Source organism: Bacillus paramycoides (genome assembly GCF_038971285.1).
Lineage (GTDB): Bacteria > Bacillota > Bacilli > Bacillales > Bacillaceae_G > Bacillus_A.
This window is the reverse complement of sequence record NZ_CP152427.1, coordinates 2,149,622-2,166,835: the sequence shown is the minus strand read 5'-3', so window position 1 is coordinate 2,166,835 and position 17,214 is coordinate 2,149,622. Positions and strand designations below refer to the sequence as shown.

General features: G+C 35.7%; 17 protein-coding genes and 3 pseudogenes. 4 read left to right on the top strand and 16 right to left on the bottom strand.

Annotated features, from left to right (window positions below; all coding sequences use genetic code 11):
- Positions 1 to 9 precede the first annotated feature (9 nt).
- From AAG068_RS11255 to AAG068_RS11240, 4 genes and pseudogenes are all read right to left on the bottom strand, one after another.
- Positions 10 to 768 (bottom strand): annotated as a pseudogene (locus AAG068_RS11255) (terminase TerL endonuclease subunit); the annotation flags it as partial.
- Positions 705 to 1,025, bottom strand: a complete 321-nt coding sequence (locus AAG068_RS11250; protein WP_342719325.1) for a hypothetical protein — start codon at positions 1,023 to 1,025, stop codon at positions 705 to 707. The pseudogene AAG068_RS11255 and the gene AAG068_RS11250, both read right to left, overlap by 64 nt.
- A gap of 489 nt (positions 1,026 to 1,514) precedes the next feature.
- Positions 1,515 to 1,889 carry an ArpU family phage packaging/lysis transcriptional regulator gene (locus tag AAG068_RS11245; RefSeq protein ID WP_342719324.1) on the bottom strand — a complete coding sequence of 125 codons (375 nt, stop codon included), beginning with the start codon at positions 1,887 to 1,889 and terminating at the stop codon, positions 1,515 to 1,517.
- 337 nt (positions 1,890 to 2,226) lie between these two features.
- Positions 2,227 to 3,525 carry an exosporium glycoprotein BclB-related protein gene (locus AAG068_RS11240; protein ID WP_342719323.1) on the bottom strand — a complete coding sequence of 433 codons (1,299 nt, stop codon included), beginning with the start codon at positions 3,523 to 3,525 and terminating at the stop codon, positions 2,227 to 2,229.
- Between the two features lie 1,612 nt (positions 3,526 to 5,137).
- On the opposite strand from AAG068_RS11240, the gene AAG068_RS11235 reads away from it, so the two are divergent.
- Complete coding sequence (locus AAG068_RS11235; RefSeq protein WP_327960715.1) at positions 5,138 to 5,863, top strand: glycosyltransferase family 2 protein; 726 nt, start codon at positions 5,138 to 5,140, stop codon at positions 5,861 to 5,863.
- 390 nt (positions 5,864 to 6,253) lie between these two features.
- On the opposite strand, the gene AAG068_RS11230 is transcribed toward AAG068_RS11235, so the two are convergent.
- Together AAG068_RS11230 and AAG068_RS11225 are read right to left on the bottom strand one after the other, a co-directional pair.
- The gene (locus AAG068_RS11230) at positions 6,254 to 6,424 is read right to left on the bottom strand and encodes a hypothetical protein (protein WP_342719835.1); all 171 of its coding nucleotides are present in this window, start codon (positions 6,422 to 6,424) and stop codon (positions 6,254 to 6,256) included.
- Positions 6,425 to 6,934: 510 nt separating this feature from the next.
- Positions 6,935 to 7,660: pseudogene (locus AAG068_RS11225) on the bottom strand (DNA cytosine methyltransferase).
- Between the two features lie 283 nt (positions 7,661 to 7,943).
- On the opposite strand from AAG068_RS11225, the gene AAG068_RS11220 reads away from it, so the two are divergent.
- From AAG068_RS11220 to AAG068_RS11210, 3 genes are all read left to right on the top strand, one after another.
- On the top strand, positions 7,944 to 9,251 hold the full coding sequence (locus AAG068_RS11220; RefSeq protein WP_342719322.1) for a BclA C-terminal domain-containing protein: 1,308 nt from the start codon (positions 7,944 to 7,946) through the stop codon (positions 9,249 to 9,251).
- A gap of 820 nt (positions 9,252 to 10,071) precedes the next feature.
- Positions 10,072 to 10,536, top strand: a complete 465-nt coding sequence (locus AAG068_RS11215) for a hypothetical protein (protein ID WP_342719745.1) — start codon at positions 10,072 to 10,074, stop codon at positions 10,534 to 10,536.
- A 299-nt stretch (positions 10,537 to 10,835) separates the two neighbouring features.
- Positions 10,836 to 11,366 carry a GNAT family N-acetyltransferase gene (locus AAG068_RS11210; protein ID WP_342719321.1) on the top strand — a complete coding sequence of 177 codons (531 nt, stop codon included), beginning with the start codon at positions 10,836 to 10,838 and terminating at the stop codon, positions 11,364 to 11,366.
- 222 nt (positions 11,367 to 11,588) lie between these two features.
- On the opposite strand, the gene AAG068_RS11205 is transcribed toward AAG068_RS11210, so the two are convergent.
- From AAG068_RS11205 to AAG068_RS11160, 10 genes and pseudogenes are all read right to left on the bottom strand, one after another.
- On the bottom strand, positions 11,589 to 11,978 hold the full coding sequence (locus tag AAG068_RS11205) for a zinc-finger domain-containing protein (RefSeq protein ID WP_113304811.1): 390 nt from the start codon (positions 11,976 to 11,978) through the stop codon (positions 11,589 to 11,591).
- A 392-nt stretch (positions 11,979 to 12,370) separates the two neighbouring features.
- Positions 12,371 to 12,880, bottom strand: coding sequence for a zinc-finger domain-containing protein (locus tag AAG068_RS11200; protein ID WP_342719320.1), 510 nt, complete (start codon positions 12,878 to 12,880; stop codon positions 12,371 to 12,373).
- 69 nt (positions 12,881 to 12,949) lie between these two features.
- A pseudogene (locus tag AAG068_RS11195) lies at positions 12,950 to 13,671 on the bottom strand (2-methylcitrate dehydratase).
- A 14-nt stretch (positions 13,672 to 13,685) separates the two neighbouring features.
- The gene (locus AAG068_RS11190) at positions 13,686 to 14,048 is read right to left on the bottom strand and encodes a hypothetical protein (protein WP_342719319.1); all 363 of its coding nucleotides are present in this window, start codon (positions 14,046 to 14,048) and stop codon (positions 13,686 to 13,688) included.
- Between the two features lie 267 nt (positions 14,049 to 14,315).
- Positions 14,316 to 14,723: a DUF1064 domain-containing protein gene (locus tag AAG068_RS11185; protein WP_342719318.1), complete on the bottom strand. Its 408-nt coding sequence runs from the start codon at positions 14,721 to 14,723 to the stop codon at positions 14,316 to 14,318.
- Positions 14,720 to 15,235 (bottom strand): dUTP diphosphatase, encoded by a 516-nt coding sequence (locus AAG068_RS11180; RefSeq protein WP_342719317.1) that lies wholly within the window; start codon positions 15,233 to 15,235, stop codon positions 14,720 to 14,722. The genes AAG068_RS11185 and AAG068_RS11180 overlap by 4 nt, the downstream gene beginning before the upstream one ends.
- Before the next feature lie 560 nt (positions 15,236 to 15,795).
- Positions 15,796 to 16,245, bottom strand: coding sequence for an MFS transporter (locus AAG068_RS11175; RefSeq protein ID WP_342719316.1), 450 nt, complete (start codon positions 16,243 to 16,245; stop codon positions 15,796 to 15,798).
- Entirely contained in the window at positions 16,220 to 16,522 is a 303-nt protein-coding gene (locus tag AAG068_RS11170) for a hypothetical protein (protein ID WP_342719315.1), read from the bottom strand. The genes AAG068_RS11175 and AAG068_RS11170 overlap by 26 nt, the downstream gene beginning before the upstream one ends.
- 12 nt (positions 16,523 to 16,534) lie before the next feature.
- Positions 16,535 to 17,041 (bottom strand): YpiB family protein, encoded by a 507-nt coding sequence (locus AAG068_RS11165; RefSeq protein ID WP_342719314.1) that lies wholly within the window; start codon positions 17,039 to 17,041, stop codon positions 16,535 to 16,537.
- Entirely contained in the window at positions 17,022 to 17,210 is a 189-nt protein-coding gene (locus tag AAG068_RS11160) for a hypothetical protein (RefSeq protein WP_342719313.1), read from the bottom strand. The genes AAG068_RS11165 and AAG068_RS11160 overlap by 20 nt, the downstream gene beginning before the upstream one ends.
- Between the last annotated feature and the right edge of the window lie 4 nt (positions 17,211 to 17,214).

Genomic DNA, 17,214 nt, shown 5'->3' with positions numbered 1-17,214 from the left:
ACCTCCTTCTTAGATTATGTTGAGATAATCATTTCTCTTTTCTTGAAGGATTACATAAGCGTTTAAAAGTGCTGCAGTTCCATCAATACGGCGGCGCTGATTCTTTGTTTTATTCGGTTGTATGTTTAAATTCTTATCAATATCAATTGCTGAATTTGAAAGACACCATTTATCAATTGGATTGTTGTTGTAATTTACTAATTTCGATTCCAAATCAGCCCCTAATAATTTCATAGGGCTAGATAAGGTTTGTTTACCTTGTGCAACTGGAACCATAGCTTCTTTACCGAAATACCCTTCCATTTCTTCAACCCAATACTTCGCTGACCATCTATCGTAACCAATCCAAGGAAGATAAATGCCGTACTCATCTCTAATTTCTAAAAACCATTCAGTAACATACTTGTAATGAACTGAATTCCCTGGAGTTGTTCTTAAAAGTCCTTGTTCATACCATAAATCGTAAGGGATTTGGTCTTCTTTACTTCGTTGTTCTAATAAGTCTTCAGGTAACCAGTACATTTGCTCGACGTATATGTTCGGGTCATCCGGAAGCATAAAAATAACCTTCGCTGCTGTTAAATCGGTAGTAGATGATAAATCACAGCCACCAATTCCATACGAAGGTTTTAGTTCGCTAATATCAAACTTAGCGACATTATTTAATTGTTCAAAAGTTAACCATGCTTCGGTTGATGTTTCTCTTATATTGAAATCTTTAGTAAGTAAATTCTTAACAAGCATAGGATTTGCTTTTGCTTCGCCAACAGGCCATATAACGGAGCATATACTTCATTTAATCTCCTTTCTATGAACTCCCTATTTTTATTATCAAAATATTTCCTTGCGCCAAAATAAGCCGATATAATAGCACCCACAGCTGTTATTATCGTTGCAAATTGCGCAATAGTTTTAAGGATTTCTAATGAAAGGTTTTGAGTATACATCCAGCTATACAAGCCAGTTATGACTGCTGTAACAACCAATAATAATAGCGAAAAATTTAAAATCAATCTAAAATTCAAACTCCATTCCCCCGTTCCACATTTCGCAATCACTTTAATAAGATAATCAAATTTTATTATTATATGTTTTTCATTTCTACTTATAGGTTCCCGGTCTCCTATGATATAGGTCTACCACCCGTCACATAACTCAAGCAAATTGAAAGTGACATTTTTGGGGATTTTATAAAAAAATATTTTGTATCACCAATCAACCCAGCAAATTTACCGAGCTCAATAAGAAACACAAAAACCACGTCACTCACGCACCGTGGCTGAATATATAAATTCAATTGGTCTTTTCGTCCTTTTCTTTCTCCGTCCATTCCGACCGAGTAACGTTTTGATAAAGGGGCTATGATCATGGTTTATGAGCGAATAGATACGTTATCCCCACGTTATGCTCTTTTCAAAGAACTAGTAACTATAGGAATATCGTACCGTCGATCTCAATGTAAAAAGGTACCCTATTTAGTACCCAAAACAGTGCCCAAAAAGTTCTATTATTTTTTATATCATACCTAATGCTGTAGCCAAATTAACGATTCCAGATTTTCGTTTTCTATAAAACTTTCCTCTTTTCATACCAAGAACAGTATAAATATAATCATCATTCCATTCTTTAATGCTCATATACTTCATTTCAAGAATCCTTTGTTCATCCTCATCGAGAGCTTCCTCAAAAGCTCGTTTTAACTGTCTATACTTCAACTCATGTTTGTCTACTTGCTTTAACTCAGGAAACAACAATTCTGCTCCCAATTCCGTTCTTTCTTGCTGATTTTTGAATCTAATACGTAACACTCTGTATTTCCGCAACTCTTCTATCACGAAAGGGCGGATTTCTATCTCCTCTATATGCTTGAAAAATGATAATTGGTCCAAATATAATCCTCCCACGTCTCAATCCTTACATATATAAGGCTAAAACTTTAAATATTTTAGATCTTCCCCTTTATATGTGTATGAAATTAGTTCGTAATCCACAATCGGCTGTAAACCTTGATTTTTTTACGTCTATTATTATGTAATTTACTAGCAGTGATCATTTAACTTAACAAAATCTCACCAAATTCTCTAAGCATATTTAATGGTTTTCACCTGGCATAAAGTATAAAAACAATTAAAGAAAAGAGACTGTCTTCAAAAGTTAATCTGTGGATACTTTTTTGACAATCTCTTTTCTTATATCAAAATTTTCAACTACAAAACTTACAAGTGATTATACGAATGTTATACCTGCACTTGCGAAGCCTGTAATAGCAGTAGCTATATCAAAACCAGGTGTAGTTGATGAAACAACAAGTAATATCTTATCTTGTGGAGCGACCGGAATTGCTTGTGCACTAATACCACTTGAAGTAGCGCCGATAGCAATAAGACCACTAAATGCTGGTGTTAATAGTAACGGTGTACCTACTGGAGTGAAAGTATTACTTAATGCTGGTGCACTGTACAACTGCATTTGAATTTGTATGCTTCCTAATGCTAAAGCAACCGCTACCGTTACACTAAAGAATCCTGCTAACGAAGTAATTGTACCTGCGCGAGGAGCTACAAATGCGAAATCAAATACTGGAGGTACAGGACCTATAGTAATTGGGCCACCAGGTGGGACAATTACAGGGAAGAATGAACTTCCAAATCCAAGAAGTGCTCCTGTGTTTGCTAATCCACCTAAAACAGTTGCTAATGCTACTGGTCCACCTGATGCAAACGGAATAACTGCTCCAGCTCCCGTTGCTCCTGTTAGGCCTGTTGCTCCTGTTAGGCCTGTTAGGCCTGTTGGACCTGTTGGACCTGTTGGACCTGTTGGACCTGTTGGACCTGTTAGGCCTGTTGGACCTGTTAGACCTGTTAGACCTGTTGGACCTGTTAGACCTGTTAGACCTGTTGGACCTGTTAGACCTGTTTCTCCTGTTGGACCTGTTGGACCTGTTGCTCCCGTTGGACCTGTCGCACCACCTCCAGGACCTGTTGGACCTGTTGGGCCTGTTACTCCACCTCCAGGACCTGTTGGGCCTGTTGGACCTGTTGGACCTGTCGCCCCTGGAGTAGCATTGATTAATTGAATTAATAAACTAAAAAGAAGTTGTAAAGTTGCAGGATCGACATTTGAGTCACAGGATACAGGGATAAGATCTAAAGCGAAGAAGAATTGTGCAAGGGCGCTATAAAATTGTTGCAATAATGTTGACAATTGTCCTAAATTAGGTGCTGGAGATTGTAATAAAACTATAATACTTTGAGTTAATTGTTTCAAAAAATTAACTTCTGGGGAAGATAGTAAGGAATTTAAGAAAATTAAAAATTGATTAAATAAATTGAGTAACGCTACTCTGTTTGCATCACTTGGATTTGCAAAAAATGCTGAAATAGCTGGTATTAATGAATTTAGTAAAGTAATTAATTGACTTAATTGTTGGCTAGTAATAGGAACTGACTGTGGATTTTTACAACAATCTGCTGAAAAAACAATCGGATTGCAGTTATTATGATTAAAACAATCATTATGTTTCATTTATTTCCTCCTTATTTAATAATTTTGAGAGAATACCCTTATACTAAGAAACACTCAATTGTAATGGTGTTGAATATTTTTAAATATTCATTTTTCTTAGAATAAAAGTAGAGTTACTAATAATTAAACTAGAAAAATTTAGTTTAATTACATTCACAACTCACATAATATAAGTATACGCATCTATTTATCGAGTGCTTAGATTAATTTACTAATAAAAACGCATATTTTTAAAGGAATACGTTATTACTCCTATCAACGTATTTATTTTATCAATAAACGAAAAAAAATATTAATTTATAAGTTCAATAATTCCATTCTAGAGTAATATCAAATGAAGTTTTTGAAAAAGTTTAACCCTCACAACATAGTTGTTTGTATCATGGGTTTCTAATAATGCATTGTATTTTCCATTGAGAGCTAATCATTTTGCTTTTGCTGACTAATTTTTAATTTTTTGTAACAATTTATACTCATCTTACATATATTATTTTGAATCCTTACTTTTCAAACCATTTGATTGTTCATGACTCACAAACATTAACAATATATGAATGGTGTACTGATTCATAAAAGAGTACCATATAATGGTGCTCTTTTTTATTTCAACAATTTCATATGAAATCTGCATACTTTTTTGACCAATTTCCAATAAAATTTCTTAAAACCTTAAATAATATCATTGATTATTTACTCCGAGAAAAGAAAATTTTCGAAGACCCCCTTTTTTTAATACACTAAATATACTTTAAATATTGATACATACTTTAAGTACAGAAACTTCTAAGACATTTCATTTAATATTGAGCAGTTAGCTTTTGCTAGCTGTTTTTTTGTTGATCATTCTTTTAAGAGGAACCAGTTATATGCATAATAACTCATATAAAATCCATACTATATTTAGGTTAGGTCTTAAAATCTAAAACCCTTATTCCAAACTTAGACCTAATTGATCACTCCTCTCCCTTCCCTGGGGCTAAGTAGCTAGCTTTTGCTAGCTATTTTTTTGTTCTTATCATTCTATTTATTACATATATCTACAACGTAGCTCATTTTGTTCAAAGACAGAGTTACCTCCTAACTTTAGAGCACTATAAATATGTGCTCTTTTTTATATGAAAGACACAAGAAAAAATTGCATGTATACCTTATAATGAGCAAACTCACATTATATGTTTTCTCTTGAAATTCTTGATCAAAGAGCATCTATACATGATGCTCTTTTTCATTTCCTATAAAATAAAATTTTGTATAAAAGATACACACTTAATCGAAAATAACTTTATAAAATATTCTGTGTTCCTTTCTTTATAAATTGAAATAGTCATTACAAAATGAATCTCGTCACGAGAGCACTTTATTAAGTGCTCTTTTTTAGTGTTCCGAATTAATACAAAATGAAATTTCTATTTAAATGTGTTTACACAATTTTTTTACATATCTTTTTGGGTTTTAAACTCATTTAAATTAATACCTAAGAATTATTAGGATAAGCAACATATTATAATAAAACAAAAAAGATTTTATCCATTGTTAAACGGAGGTGTTCCTAATTAGTACAACTTTAATTTCACATTTTTACAATGAAGAGTATTTACTCCCATGGTGGTTAATGCACCACACAAAACTATTTGATCATGGCATTCTTATTAATCGTGGATCTACTGATCGTTCGGTTGAAATATGCAAATTATTTGCACCTCATTGGGAAATCCGAGATTCAAAAGTATTAGAGTTTGATGCCTTATTAGTTGATCAAGAAGTAATGGAAATAGAAAAAGAAATTACGGGATGGAAAATGGTTTTAAATACCACTGAATTTCTTTGCTGTGTTGATAAGGAAGCCTTTTTCTCTTCTCTTGCTACTTTAGGGAAAAACATGTATTCCATTAGGACTATTCTGATGGTGGATGAACCTTCTCACGGTTATACCAATCCGAGATACGGCATTCCCCTTGTCAAACAGCGTTACCATGGGATAATAATCCATCCTACTCCACCTGCCCCATACTACGGTGGTAGATTCCTCCACAATTACTCGCAAGGTAACTATTCGGCGGGGCGGCATTGGTCGTTTCATCCATTTACCGTTTACATGTATCCTGCTTTCGTTTTAAAATTCTTTTACAGCCCATGGAATAAAGCTATGAAAAATCGAAAATTACAAATTGGTCCGACTCTTTCTAGACATAGCATCCAGCATGGCTTAGGTACTCATCACCTAGCAACGCTTGATGAATTAGAAAAAAAATATATATTCTTTGCAACTTCAACTATTGACCTTCGATTACTCCCAGAATATCAAGCTTTATTTCCAGATTTATGTTTTCCTAACTAGTAATCCATCAAAAACATTTTGAAACTTTCCATACGTTCTTTATTTTTAAGTAAGAGCCATTCCTTATTAAAATAGCGTTTTGTTTAAATCTTTTCACATTTAAACTGGACAAGCATATATTATTGCATCTCCTCTTTTCTTTCGTAGAATTTTACATTTGTTGAGACAACATCCCCCTTCGGATTTTGTTAATGAATTTATAAAATTATCACCATTAGGCAAAAGTCACATATATTATTATGGATTGTTGTTCATAATTTTGGGCGGAGCACCCTGGTCAGGTACTCTTTTTTAATACTGATCAAATAAGAATTTTGTTTAATTTTCTTCTTTAAATTCCTTAGTTAATTTAACCGTTCCAATATCCTCGTAAAGTTGAGCGACATATCCTTAATCAGGTAGAGCTTTAACTACTTCTTGCATATATTTCCAAGCTGCTGTACCTTGTCCAAATTTAATAGTAATTGTATTCATTTTTTTCATTCCCCTTTTTGGAATAATCTTTTTTGTATTACACATACTACATCTGAACCACTTTCTCCCTGGCTTCTCTCTTTCCAAATAGAAGGCGCTCCTCTGTGCAGTGTGCGAGCATAGCAGGTAACTTAATTAGTTGCCTGCTATCTTTGTGTATAGGTGTAAAGATTCTTTTACAAAATAAACATTTTGTTACATTCCTTGCACTTTTAAATAAGGCAAGCATATGTTATATTGTTATGTTTCATCACATTCCTTTTTTTTCAAGAGTACATATCGAATATGTACTCTTTTTGCATTACTATAAAATGAAATTTTCATACAAAATACACACAACTTAATCCGCATAATTTCATATGATATATTGCATCCTTTCTTTTTAGAGTGGATAGTCGTTACAGAAGGGCACTTTCCGAAGTGCTCTTTTTTTAATATTCCCTACACCAAATAATTGTTGAATCATATATTAATTTCGAGAACACTCACAAGTCATAGATTTACAATGAGTCTTGGTCAAAGAGCGCTGTTACATGGCGCTCTTTTATTTATAATAAAATGAAATTTTTATAATAAACCTTCAATCTTTGCTATCGCTTAAAATATTGGATAGATCTGCTGTGGCACCACCGCGTTACCTAAAAATCTCAATCTGTCTTCGGCCAATCTTGTGGCAGTCCCATCATCCATTCCACAAATTGCGGGTTGATTTTCTTCCCAATATGTTCTGGAAAGTGTTCCCCGATTGATCCTGGTAATGTTTTTCCGTGACTGCCGTTTGCTTCTGAAGGGCACAACTCTCGGATCGGCTTGTAATTTTGACTTGTCGTTGGAGTGGCCAACAATAAATGTCCGGTATCTTTGATGTGGCGCCCCGACACTGACAGCCGGTAATACGAATGTCCTTGTCGAGTAGTTTTCTTCTTCCAAGTCGGAGAGCACGGTGTCCAAGCCCATTGTGACGTGTCCAGCAACATTTTCTCCAACAAATCAAGTGGGTCTGAGTTCTCGAATGAGTCGGAAGACTTCTGGCCATAACCATCTTTCGTCTTCTGCACCTCTTCGTTTACCAACCAAACTTTCTCCCTGACAGGGATATCCTGCTGAAATAACTCCAATTGAATCAACGTCAACACCTCGATCTATTAATGATTGCTTCGTAAGTTTATATATATCCGGGAAAATAGGAATGTTAGGATAGTTCTTTCTGAGTACTTTTTGATTGAACTCTTCTATTTCACAAAAAACTGCTGTATCAATTCCAGCCCAATCCGATGCCATGCTTATTCCTGCAATTCCCGAACATAGATCCAACATTTTCATACCCTATTCCCCTTTGTTTTAAAATAGCGTTTTTGTTCAAATACTTCACCCTATGAAAAAAATCAAATATGATATCATGTACTCTTTTACATTAAGAGTCTTGGTCAGAGGAGCACTTATATATGGTGCTCTTTTTTGTATAGAATGTGAAATAGAGGCTTGCTCTTAAAACCTTTCATGTGATTTTTATAGTTTTTTTCCTTACACCCTTATGTCTGCTTGCTCATAAGTTGTTAAAGTATAAATATAAATCGGCTAGTTAGTTTATAATGGAGGTGTAAAAATGAGTAAATTTAAAAAGAAATGTCACATCCCATTTCCATGTGCCTTTCCTTTGCCTCAAATTGGGCCTACTGGATTAACCGGTGCTACTGGGCCTTCGGGACCTACTGGAGCTACCGGGCCTTCAGGTGGACCTCCGGGACCTACCGGGCCTACTGGAATTCAAGGTGTCCAAGGTATTCAAGGTAACCTGGGACCTACTGGTCCTCAAGGTATTTCTGGACCTCAAGGGATTCCTGGGATTTCTGGATCTATTGGTCCAACTGGACCTACTGGAATTCAAGGTATCCAAGGTATCCAAGGCATTCCTGGCATTCAAGGTCCTATTGGACCGACTGGAATAACGGGGGTCACTGGAATTCAAGGCATTCAAGGGATTCAGGGGATTCAAGGCATTCCTGGCCCGACCGGCCCTCAAGGGATTCAAGGCATTCCTGGTTCTGTAGGTCCAACTGGACCTTCTGGAGCTGTTGGCCCGACCGGCCCTTCCGGGGGACCACCAGGACCAACGGGCCCGACTGGACCTTCCGGGGGACCACCAGGACCAACCGGAGTGACTGGCCCCACTGGACCAACTGGGTCACCAGGACCAACCGGACTTCAAGGTATCCAAGGGATTCCTGGCCCCACTGGACCTCAAGGAAGTCAAGGGATTCAGGGGATTCAAGGTAATCCGGGGCCTATTGGTCCTATTGGACCCACTGGAATAACTGGGGCGACTGGAATTCAGGGTATCCAAGGTATTCAAGGTAATCCAGGACTTATTGGACCTATCGGCCCGACTGGCCCAACTGGACTTCAAGGTATCCAAGGCATCCAAGGCATTCCTGGGCCTACTGGATTACCAGGAACCGCTGGAGCTACCGGACCTACTGGGCCTACCGGTCTTACAGTATCTGGATTATCTCAATACGCTTATATTTTCAATACAGCAGCTCAAGTTGTTGCCTTAGAAGCACCTATTCTTTTTAATTCGAATGGCTTAATGACATCTGGTTTTACTCATACTCCTGGAACTTCTCAGATTATGGTTATTAATGCAGGAGATTATAAGATTTCTTTTTCTGTATCAGGAGTTGAACCTAATCAATTTACACTCTTTTTAAATGGTGCCCCAGTTACCAACGCAGTTTATGGATCAGGTGCAGGAACTCAGCCAAACAAAGGGCAAACACTCCTCACTTTAGCCGCAGGTGATGTTCTTACCCTTCACAATCATACTTCCGCTGCTGCGGTTACTTTACAGACTTTGGCAGGTGGAACACAAACAAATGTAAATGCTTCAATTTTGATTGAAAAGTTAAATTAATTTAATCATTTGTTTCTTGAAACCCTGCCAGTAAATAACCTGGGCTGGATTCTTTTTTCAACAAGCAGTTAGCCTTTGCTAGCTGCTCTTTTGTATTGAGTTGAAAATAAATTTTAGGTCTTATTTCTTTTCTGCGCCATATAATTTTAACCTAAACATCCAGCTCAAAGTGTTACCTCCTATCTTAAAGAGCACTTATGCATGGTGCTCTTTTTTATTTTGTTTTCTTTCATTTCTGAATAACATTTTTAACCCTGTTCATACTATTTTTGTAACTTAAAGTTACAAACTATTTCTGTAAGCGTAGCGTTTCTTTTGTACAACAAGCAGTTAGTTTTGTTAACTAGCTGCTTTGTTGTATAAAAGAAAGGTTTTGTTTTAAAACTGCACCTATCTAAAAAACATACATATAATATCTTGGGTATCCTTTTTCAATATTAGTTTTGGTCAGAGAGCACTATCAAAAGTGCTCTTTTAATGTATTGCAATGTATCACCTTTTACATACAATAAACGTAGAATGCAATGAGCATGCAAGACAGAGTTTTTAGATAATCGTGTACATTTTTTGTACGCGATTTTTTTATTAAATAACTATTTTATTACGTTTCCTAACTTACAGTAATGTCCTTGAAAAAACATTCATATATATTTATCAGATGCACTTTGAAATCCCTAGAGTATCAAATACTTTTAAGAGTTGACTGACCAACACTATTCGGCTAATTTTTACAAACTTATTAAAAATAACATAGATACACAAAAAAGCTACGTTTTATATAGGATAAAAAATTACATTACGCAAAGGAGTTTGATTATTGGTGAATTATCAAAATGATAACAATTCTAAAATTCACAAACCTTGCTCTTGTCCATCCCCCACGGCTAACAGTTTAAATGTTGTTCAAACTACCCCAACAATAGTTTCTGTAAATTCTGCGATTCCACTAGATACCGTGGTAAATTCTAATGGTACGGCAATCTCATTCACACCACCAACAACTGTTTTACTTGAAGGTGGAAGAACCTATTTGGCAATCTATGAAGTAGCAGTTTATATTGAACCAGGAGGTAGTTCTGCAGGTATCACTATGCGTCTTAATGATAATGTAATCATTGGTTCAGCTGCTTCTCTAGGGTATACTGCAGGATTTACCTCTGTATCAGCACCCGCAATTTTCACTACACCTCCAGGTATAACAAGTACCCTTACTGTTAATGTAGGAACGTATTCAGATACATTAAATACTTGGGGTTTAACTCTTACCGTTGTAGCATTAACATAATAAAATCTAATACTCTCTAAAATGATTTTCTTTGTGTTTTGGCTGGAGTTTTTGGGTTAGTCTCTAGAAACTCAATATAATTACATATAGAAAAAGAACACTATTTGAATCGATAGAACTGGGTGACTCGGCTGGTACAATTGCCGAGTCACCTTTTTTCCTATAATAAAATAACGCTTTTGTTCAATTTAGTTATTTTTTGTATAATAAGAGTTAACTAATCCCGAAGGGACTGAATTATGCGCAGATATCAATATTTTTAATCTACCTATCAAAACAACATAATGGAGGTAAAAGTATTGATTACAGAACTACACACACAAAGAGTGCATTTAAGACAAATGAAAGAATCAGATTCATTAAGTTTATTTAGAATATGGTCTGATCCTGATGTTACTAAATTCATGAATATAAATAATTTCACTAATGAAAATCAAACGAAAGATATGATTCATTTTCTTAATACCCTCTCTCAAAATAATAAAGCCTTACGTTTTACTATTATTGAAAAAGAATCAACTCACATTATCGGTTCATGTGGTTATAATTCCTTTGATTTCGAAAACTTAAGGGCTGAGATTGGTTATGATATTTCGAAAGTATTTTGGGGCAACGGATATGCCTCTGAAGCGATTTCCACTTTAGTTGATTATGCTTTTACACATCTGAAACTATATCGCATCGAAGCTAAAGTAGAACCTGAAAATGTGAATTCCATAAAAGTATTACAAAAATTACAATTCACTTTTGAAGGAACTTTGAGAAAGAGCGAAAAATCAGCCGGGAAGCTTATCGATCTAAATATCTATTCTAAATTAATCACCGATTAATTTTAGTCACTCTGCCTATGCCTATAAAGTATAGGCTTCTTTAATTTCTATACAAAATTCAAATTTGGTATTTATCAATAACTTCAATCTTATGTTAAATTTACGTAAAGATTGCTGTGATTCAACCTATCCACCCGATAAACGTTATATAATGAACTTGCAAATATTTGATTTGCGCACAACTACCTTTCTGTACGACGTAACTCTTTACCAGGAGAAATCCTAGCCTTTTTTTATTTCTCTCATATTAGTTGGACCTTTCCATTTCCCTTCACGTTCCCACTTCTTCTTAAGCTTTCCAACGTAAGTAAAACTGCGTTCATACATAATGCTGATTTCCGTATCCGGAATACCTTGTATATTCAAACCTCTTACAATTTCAGGGGTTAATCCAATTGGCGCTCTCTTTCTCGGTCCACCGTTCTTTTTCGGCTGTGTATCCAAGTATCTACCCAACTGGCGTAATTCTTCACCAGTCGGGCATGCTTTACATTCATTCACACTAAAACTTTCATTGGATGTACGATTGTAATAACAACGTCTGCATTTCTGTTCAATAATGTCACCAATTTGGTATGTGAGCTCTTTTCGTTCTTCCTTTGTCAGTTTCATACCATCCACCTACAAGACTGCCTTGAGCGCCATACCGAGCGCTTGCGATCTACCTTGTAATTCGAGACGGTGCTCCCGTTCTTTCGCAGCTGTCTCTTCTGCGTCACGTACATTGATATGCATTTTTTGAAGGTCATGCTCTAATTCGTGATTCTTTTCCGTAATCGCTTTAAATCGTTTAGTAACGAGTTATAATCTTCCTCACGCTCTTGCGATTGTTGTTTCATACTTTCAAATGCATCTTCCGCTTCAAAGCGTGCTTTCTTTTCCGCGATAAGATCTTGCGCTAGTTTTTCTTTTATACCTTTTAAGTCCTCATACAGTTTCGATACTTCACTTAGCTCTTTTTGAAGTACATCTTTTTCATCAAGAATGTCATTTAATCGCTCTTTTCAAGAAACATCTAGCGTTTCTACTTTCTCGATATGCTCAATAACTACTGGTTTTAATTTTGACGTTTCAGATTTCGTTTTCTGGACGTTTTGAAGTTGTGGTGATGGTTTTGTATTCTGCGGATTCTTTGATGCACCTACACGCTTAATAGGCGTTCCGTTTGCTTCGCGTCTTTTAGAAATATGGTAGTACAAGTTCTTTTCACTAACCCCAAGATAACTAGCGATTTTTACCCAAGTCCACTTTACTGAATCCGCTTCGCGTAACTTATTAGCTGTTGCACATAATTGATCCCAATTTCTTTGTTCAGCCATATGTTCCGTTCTCCCCTCGAGTAGGCTCTCACCTAAGCTTTTTAGATTTTTACCGATTTCACAGTTCTCTGAACACCAACGCGCTATTGCATAATTGTTTCCAATCGATTTCGGAACAATTTTACACGCTTTACATTGATCATCTTGTATATTTAAAATCCTGAGTCGGATTTGACGTTTTTCGGCTTTGCTCAATCCATCCCCCCATATGAGATTGAAAGGCAGGTAGTACAACGAAATTGCCATACTACCAACCTGTATTTATTAGTCTTCTAATTTTTCATTGAAAGGCTTGTACTCATCAGAGACTTCATATTCCTCAGAAGATTTTGATTCTTTTTCTTGTACCTGATCTTCTTCTGGTACAACCGGTTCTTCTGTCTCTTCCTTCGGTTTCTCTTCTGCCTTTGGTTGCTCTGCTACATCAGGCTGCTTTTCTTTCCATTCGTGCCATTTAATCGCCATCGGTGCAATGCGAGCGCGGTAATCATCAATGATTTCAATCAACTTCACGTTAGAAATTTTCAGCTCATTCGCTAGTTTTAGATATGACTCTCCCTCGAGCTTTCGTTTTACGATGTAGGCAAAATCATGTGGTAGATCATCTAAACCTGGTGCAAGCCCACTAATGATAAATGCATCAACAGTTTCACGATCCGCTTGCTCTCTTTCTTCACGAGTCGGAATTTTTTCTTCCGGAATATCAAAATCAGCTTCTAACTGTTCAAAAGATGCCTTTATTTCTTGTACAACGCCTTTATCATCCACTTCGTATTCTGTTAATGGTTTGTTTTCGCATTAAACAGCACATTATAATTCACGATAAGAGACTCTAATGAAACAACTACTTTAATATCAATCATTTCAGAAAGTGCATCTAACTTTCCGTTTAAAGAGCTATCCGTCACTTCCAACACAATTTCTTTCTTACCATCAGCTTTCAGATTTACTTTCTTTAAAGTTGGTTTAAATTCGATATATGACATATGATCCGCTCCCTTTATTTAGCTTGTTTTTTTCTGCCTTTTATCAGCTCATCGTTTTTAAAACCTCTATAATAGCGAGCTTTAACTAAACGATAATCCACACCATATTTTTCAGCTAATTCAGCTATAGGTATTTCTTTGCCATGAAACAAGGTCTTTACAGTTATACTTCTATTTCTAACTTGCGTTTTTACATCTACCCATCGACAATTACTTGGTTCGTAATTACCGTTGTTATCGATGCGATCAAGAGTTAAGATGTCATTATAACCATTGACTATGGACCAGTTATAGAAGTTTTCATAACTTAACCATTCATCACAAATAGTGATTCCTTTTCCACCGTATTTTTGATATGATTTGTTGGTTTTCTTCAAACATCGACTCTTCATGTTTTTCCAAGTGGTATAAAGGCGTTTGTTTTCATTTTTTAATCGGTGAGTCCGATTACCCAATTTACGTGTTCTTTTGGCTAAGCAGCCGCAACTTTTCTTTTTACCTTTACGAAGATCCGTTACACTTGAATAAGTTAATTGCCCGCAATCACATTTACATTCTCAATAAGTAAATTTACCTTTTTTTACTTTCCCTAAGGCTGTTAACATCCCAAAACGCTCACCTACGATATCAACCCATTTAAGCATTTATTTCACCCTCTTAGCTTCTTTACGCAACTTTTCTAATTCAGAAACTTCTATAAATCCACCGTATTTTTTAACGTAAGCCAAAAGAATCAAGTTTAAATGCGGATATTTGTATTCAAACATTTTCTTCTTCAATGCAAATGTCTGGGTGATGAATCCCTTTATGTCCACGACTTCTACATCACCATTCGGCAAATAAACCATGAAGTCTGCGATATATGTAATTACCACGAACTTTTTACCGTTCTTTGTAAATGCTGGCTGTAAGGTGAATCTCGGTTGTAATTCGAAGCTTATAATTTCACCTGCAGCTTGGCGTATTTTTAATCCGGAGTAATAATCCGCTTCTACTTTACTATCGAAAACATGGCCATCTAGTTTCTCTTTCTTGTTATTGTACTTGCTCAATATCCATCATCCTGGCGTTGATGGTTTACCTTGTTCTTTTCCAGGTATGCTTGTTCTATATCTTCATGAGTAAATCCGAGGTGCTTTGTTCCTAATTCCATAAACAAGTTAAAAATTGTTTCAACATCATCTGCTAATTGCAATTTACTGTCTGGATAATTATGTGCTGTATCCCACATTTCTCCTACGTAATAAAATAGCTTGTTAAATGTTCCAACGATTATTTTTTCTGTTTCATCCTCGCAACGAAACTCCGTTTTCACATCTAACTGATTGCTGATACTTAAAATAAAATGCAGTCCATCCACAAACTCTGTCAGAATGGTTTCTCTTTCACTTGGGCCTTTATTACTCCAATGTTTAAAACAACGTGTTTCGTTTGCTAATTCAGCAATTTCAACCTGTAGTGCTAAGATTAAATTACTAACTAAGTTTTGACCTTCTAAACCATGTTGCTTAATAATCCGATTATCAAGTATCTTTTGTAATCCACGTAATTTTGCGATATTCATTATTTTCTTTCCCCTTTCGTTTCACTGATCAGTACAGTAATTTCATAAACACCATTTATTAAATATTCCATGTTTCTTCACCCCTTGAATATTTTTCAAATAAAAATACATACTATTTTCAAGCCGCCGTATCCAGGCTAATACTTCTTTCTTTTATTACAGCAGAAGTAGGTAGGTTCTTAACTTATCTGCTTTTCCTGTATATTTTTTTTAATATCGAAAATAATACCAACAAGCTGTTTGAACTAGCAGCTTCACTCTTCTCGTAATGGGAATGCAATTTATCACAATTAGCTAATCCATTCGAATCACTGGCAGACAACCAAATTTGTTGTCTGCTTTTTGTATGAGATTTTTCATTTTACATATACTACTTTTGAGCCTGTTACCAATGTAAGCCATTTGTTTTTTTGAATTCCGACTAAGCTTTTTTGTTGCATAGATTATTACATCTTTGACAACACTGTTTTAAAGCGCGTTTTCTGGTTATTCGTAGTTCTAATCCAGAATAATTTTTCTCCTATAAAGGACGGCAGGTACGACTGCTCGTCCTTTTTTACTTATACCGCACACTCTCCCTTCTGGTAGTTTCGAACCACATTTCCCTCATCATCGTAGTAAGCAATTTCCCAATAGGGATGGCAGTTGTGCTTTTCAATTTCTCCATCGAACAAAACGAACAAATGAGTTTTCCAATTTCCGACGATTGTACCCCACATGCCAGCTACGTTTACTCGCATACCCATGTAAGCGAAATGTAGGTTGCGGTAATTCTGCATTTTCTTGAAAGCTTTTTCTGCGCTATACATGCGCTTGATATCAAAAACACCTTCGTTCTCGCACTTTACAAACTTCATGAATTCAACCATCGGCATCGTTAGAAACTTTGTTCTGAACTTTTGCCAATATAGGAATCTTGCTTTACTTTCCGTTTCTGCTACTACAAATTCTTCGTTTGGCCAATGTTCGAAAATGGTAGTTAGTTTAAATTTGTACAGGAGAAAACTCAATTTGAGCGCTCCCTTCTTTAGATACTGATTCGCAAATATCAGTTGTCGCTTTTTGGATTACCAGGATCAGTTCCGTGATGCTTTTAGATTCATTTTCTCTAAGCTCCCTATTTAACAAGCTAATACATGCTTTTTCTAAAGTTGGATGGAAACTTACTGGTTTATAATCAAACACTGGATCAGCGCCTTCTTTTACCTTTTTGTTAAAACGTTGATTCACGATGACATTAAACGTATCTGAAGTAATTTTGTACTTTTCTCCAATATTGATTTCCACTGTTTCTCCCCCTTAATTTGCAATCAACTTGCGGAACAGTTCTTCGTTTCTTGTGTCTAGCGCGTAATCGATAAGTTGTGCTTTAGCGAGTTTTTCTAAATCATTAACTACCTGTGCTAATTCCAATCTTTCAGTAAAAGGAAGATCTGTTTCATCAGATGCTTCACCTTCTAATACCTCAATGAATAATGGATATCTGAATTTATCATTGAAGTTTAATTCAATAAAAATTGCTTCTTTTTGATTAAAACGGATCTGATCAAAAGCTATGTCTGGATCATCAGAAACTAAATTGTTTTTATAAAATTTAAATGGTACTGTTTTTGTGCATTGTGTAGACATAAACAACGAAATTGGCTTATCGAATTTAACCCGTTCTACAAAATGAACTCTTTTTAATGCTCCTTCATTTTTCAGTAAATACTCCAGAATCCAAAGGCACTCTCTCCATTTCATTTTGTAATGCTCTTTGAACCATTCAATAAACTCACGCTTTTTCTCAACCGACACGTTGCTCATGCAGTAACCCCCTTTTCCATCCTTCAAATTTTTGTATCCAAGCATCCCAATGCTCTTGGTATGAAGCTTCCTGCTGCTTAGCTACCTCACAAGTACAACCTTCAATCGTTATCATCCCAGGATAAATTTCTTTATGAACTACACCAGTGTTACTGCATGTCATGCACATTTTC

Excerpts from the sequence above, each read along its gene's own strand:
- AAG068_RS11160 (WP_342719313.1), bottom strand. The coding sequence starts at position 17,210 with ATGTGCATGACATGCAGTAACACTGGTGTAGTTCATAAAGAAATTTAT.
- AAG068_RS11240 (WP_342719323.1), bottom strand. The coding sequence starts at position 3,525 with ATGAAACATAATGATTGTTTTAATCATAATAACTGCAATCCGATTGTT.
- AAG068_RS11235 (WP_327960715.1), top strand. The coding sequence starts at position 5,138 with ATGCACCACACAAAACTATTTGATCATGGCATTCTTATTAATCGTGGA.
- AAG068_RS11180 (WP_342719317.1), bottom strand. The coding sequence starts at position 15,235 with ATGAATATCGCAAAATTACGTGGATTACAAAAGATACTTGATAATCGG.
- AAG068_RS11220 (WP_342719322.1), top strand. The coding sequence starts at position 7,944 with ATGAGTAAATTTAAAAAGAAATGTCACATCCCATTTCCATGTGCCTTT.
- AAG068_RS11205 (WP_113304811.1), bottom strand. The coding sequence starts at position 11,978 with ATGAAACTGACAAAGGAAGAACGAAAAGAGCTCACATACCAAATTGGT.
- AAG068_RS11165 (WP_342719314.1), bottom strand. The coding sequence starts at position 17,041 with ATGAGCAACGTGTCGGTTGAGAAAAAGCGTGAGTTTATTGAATGGTTC.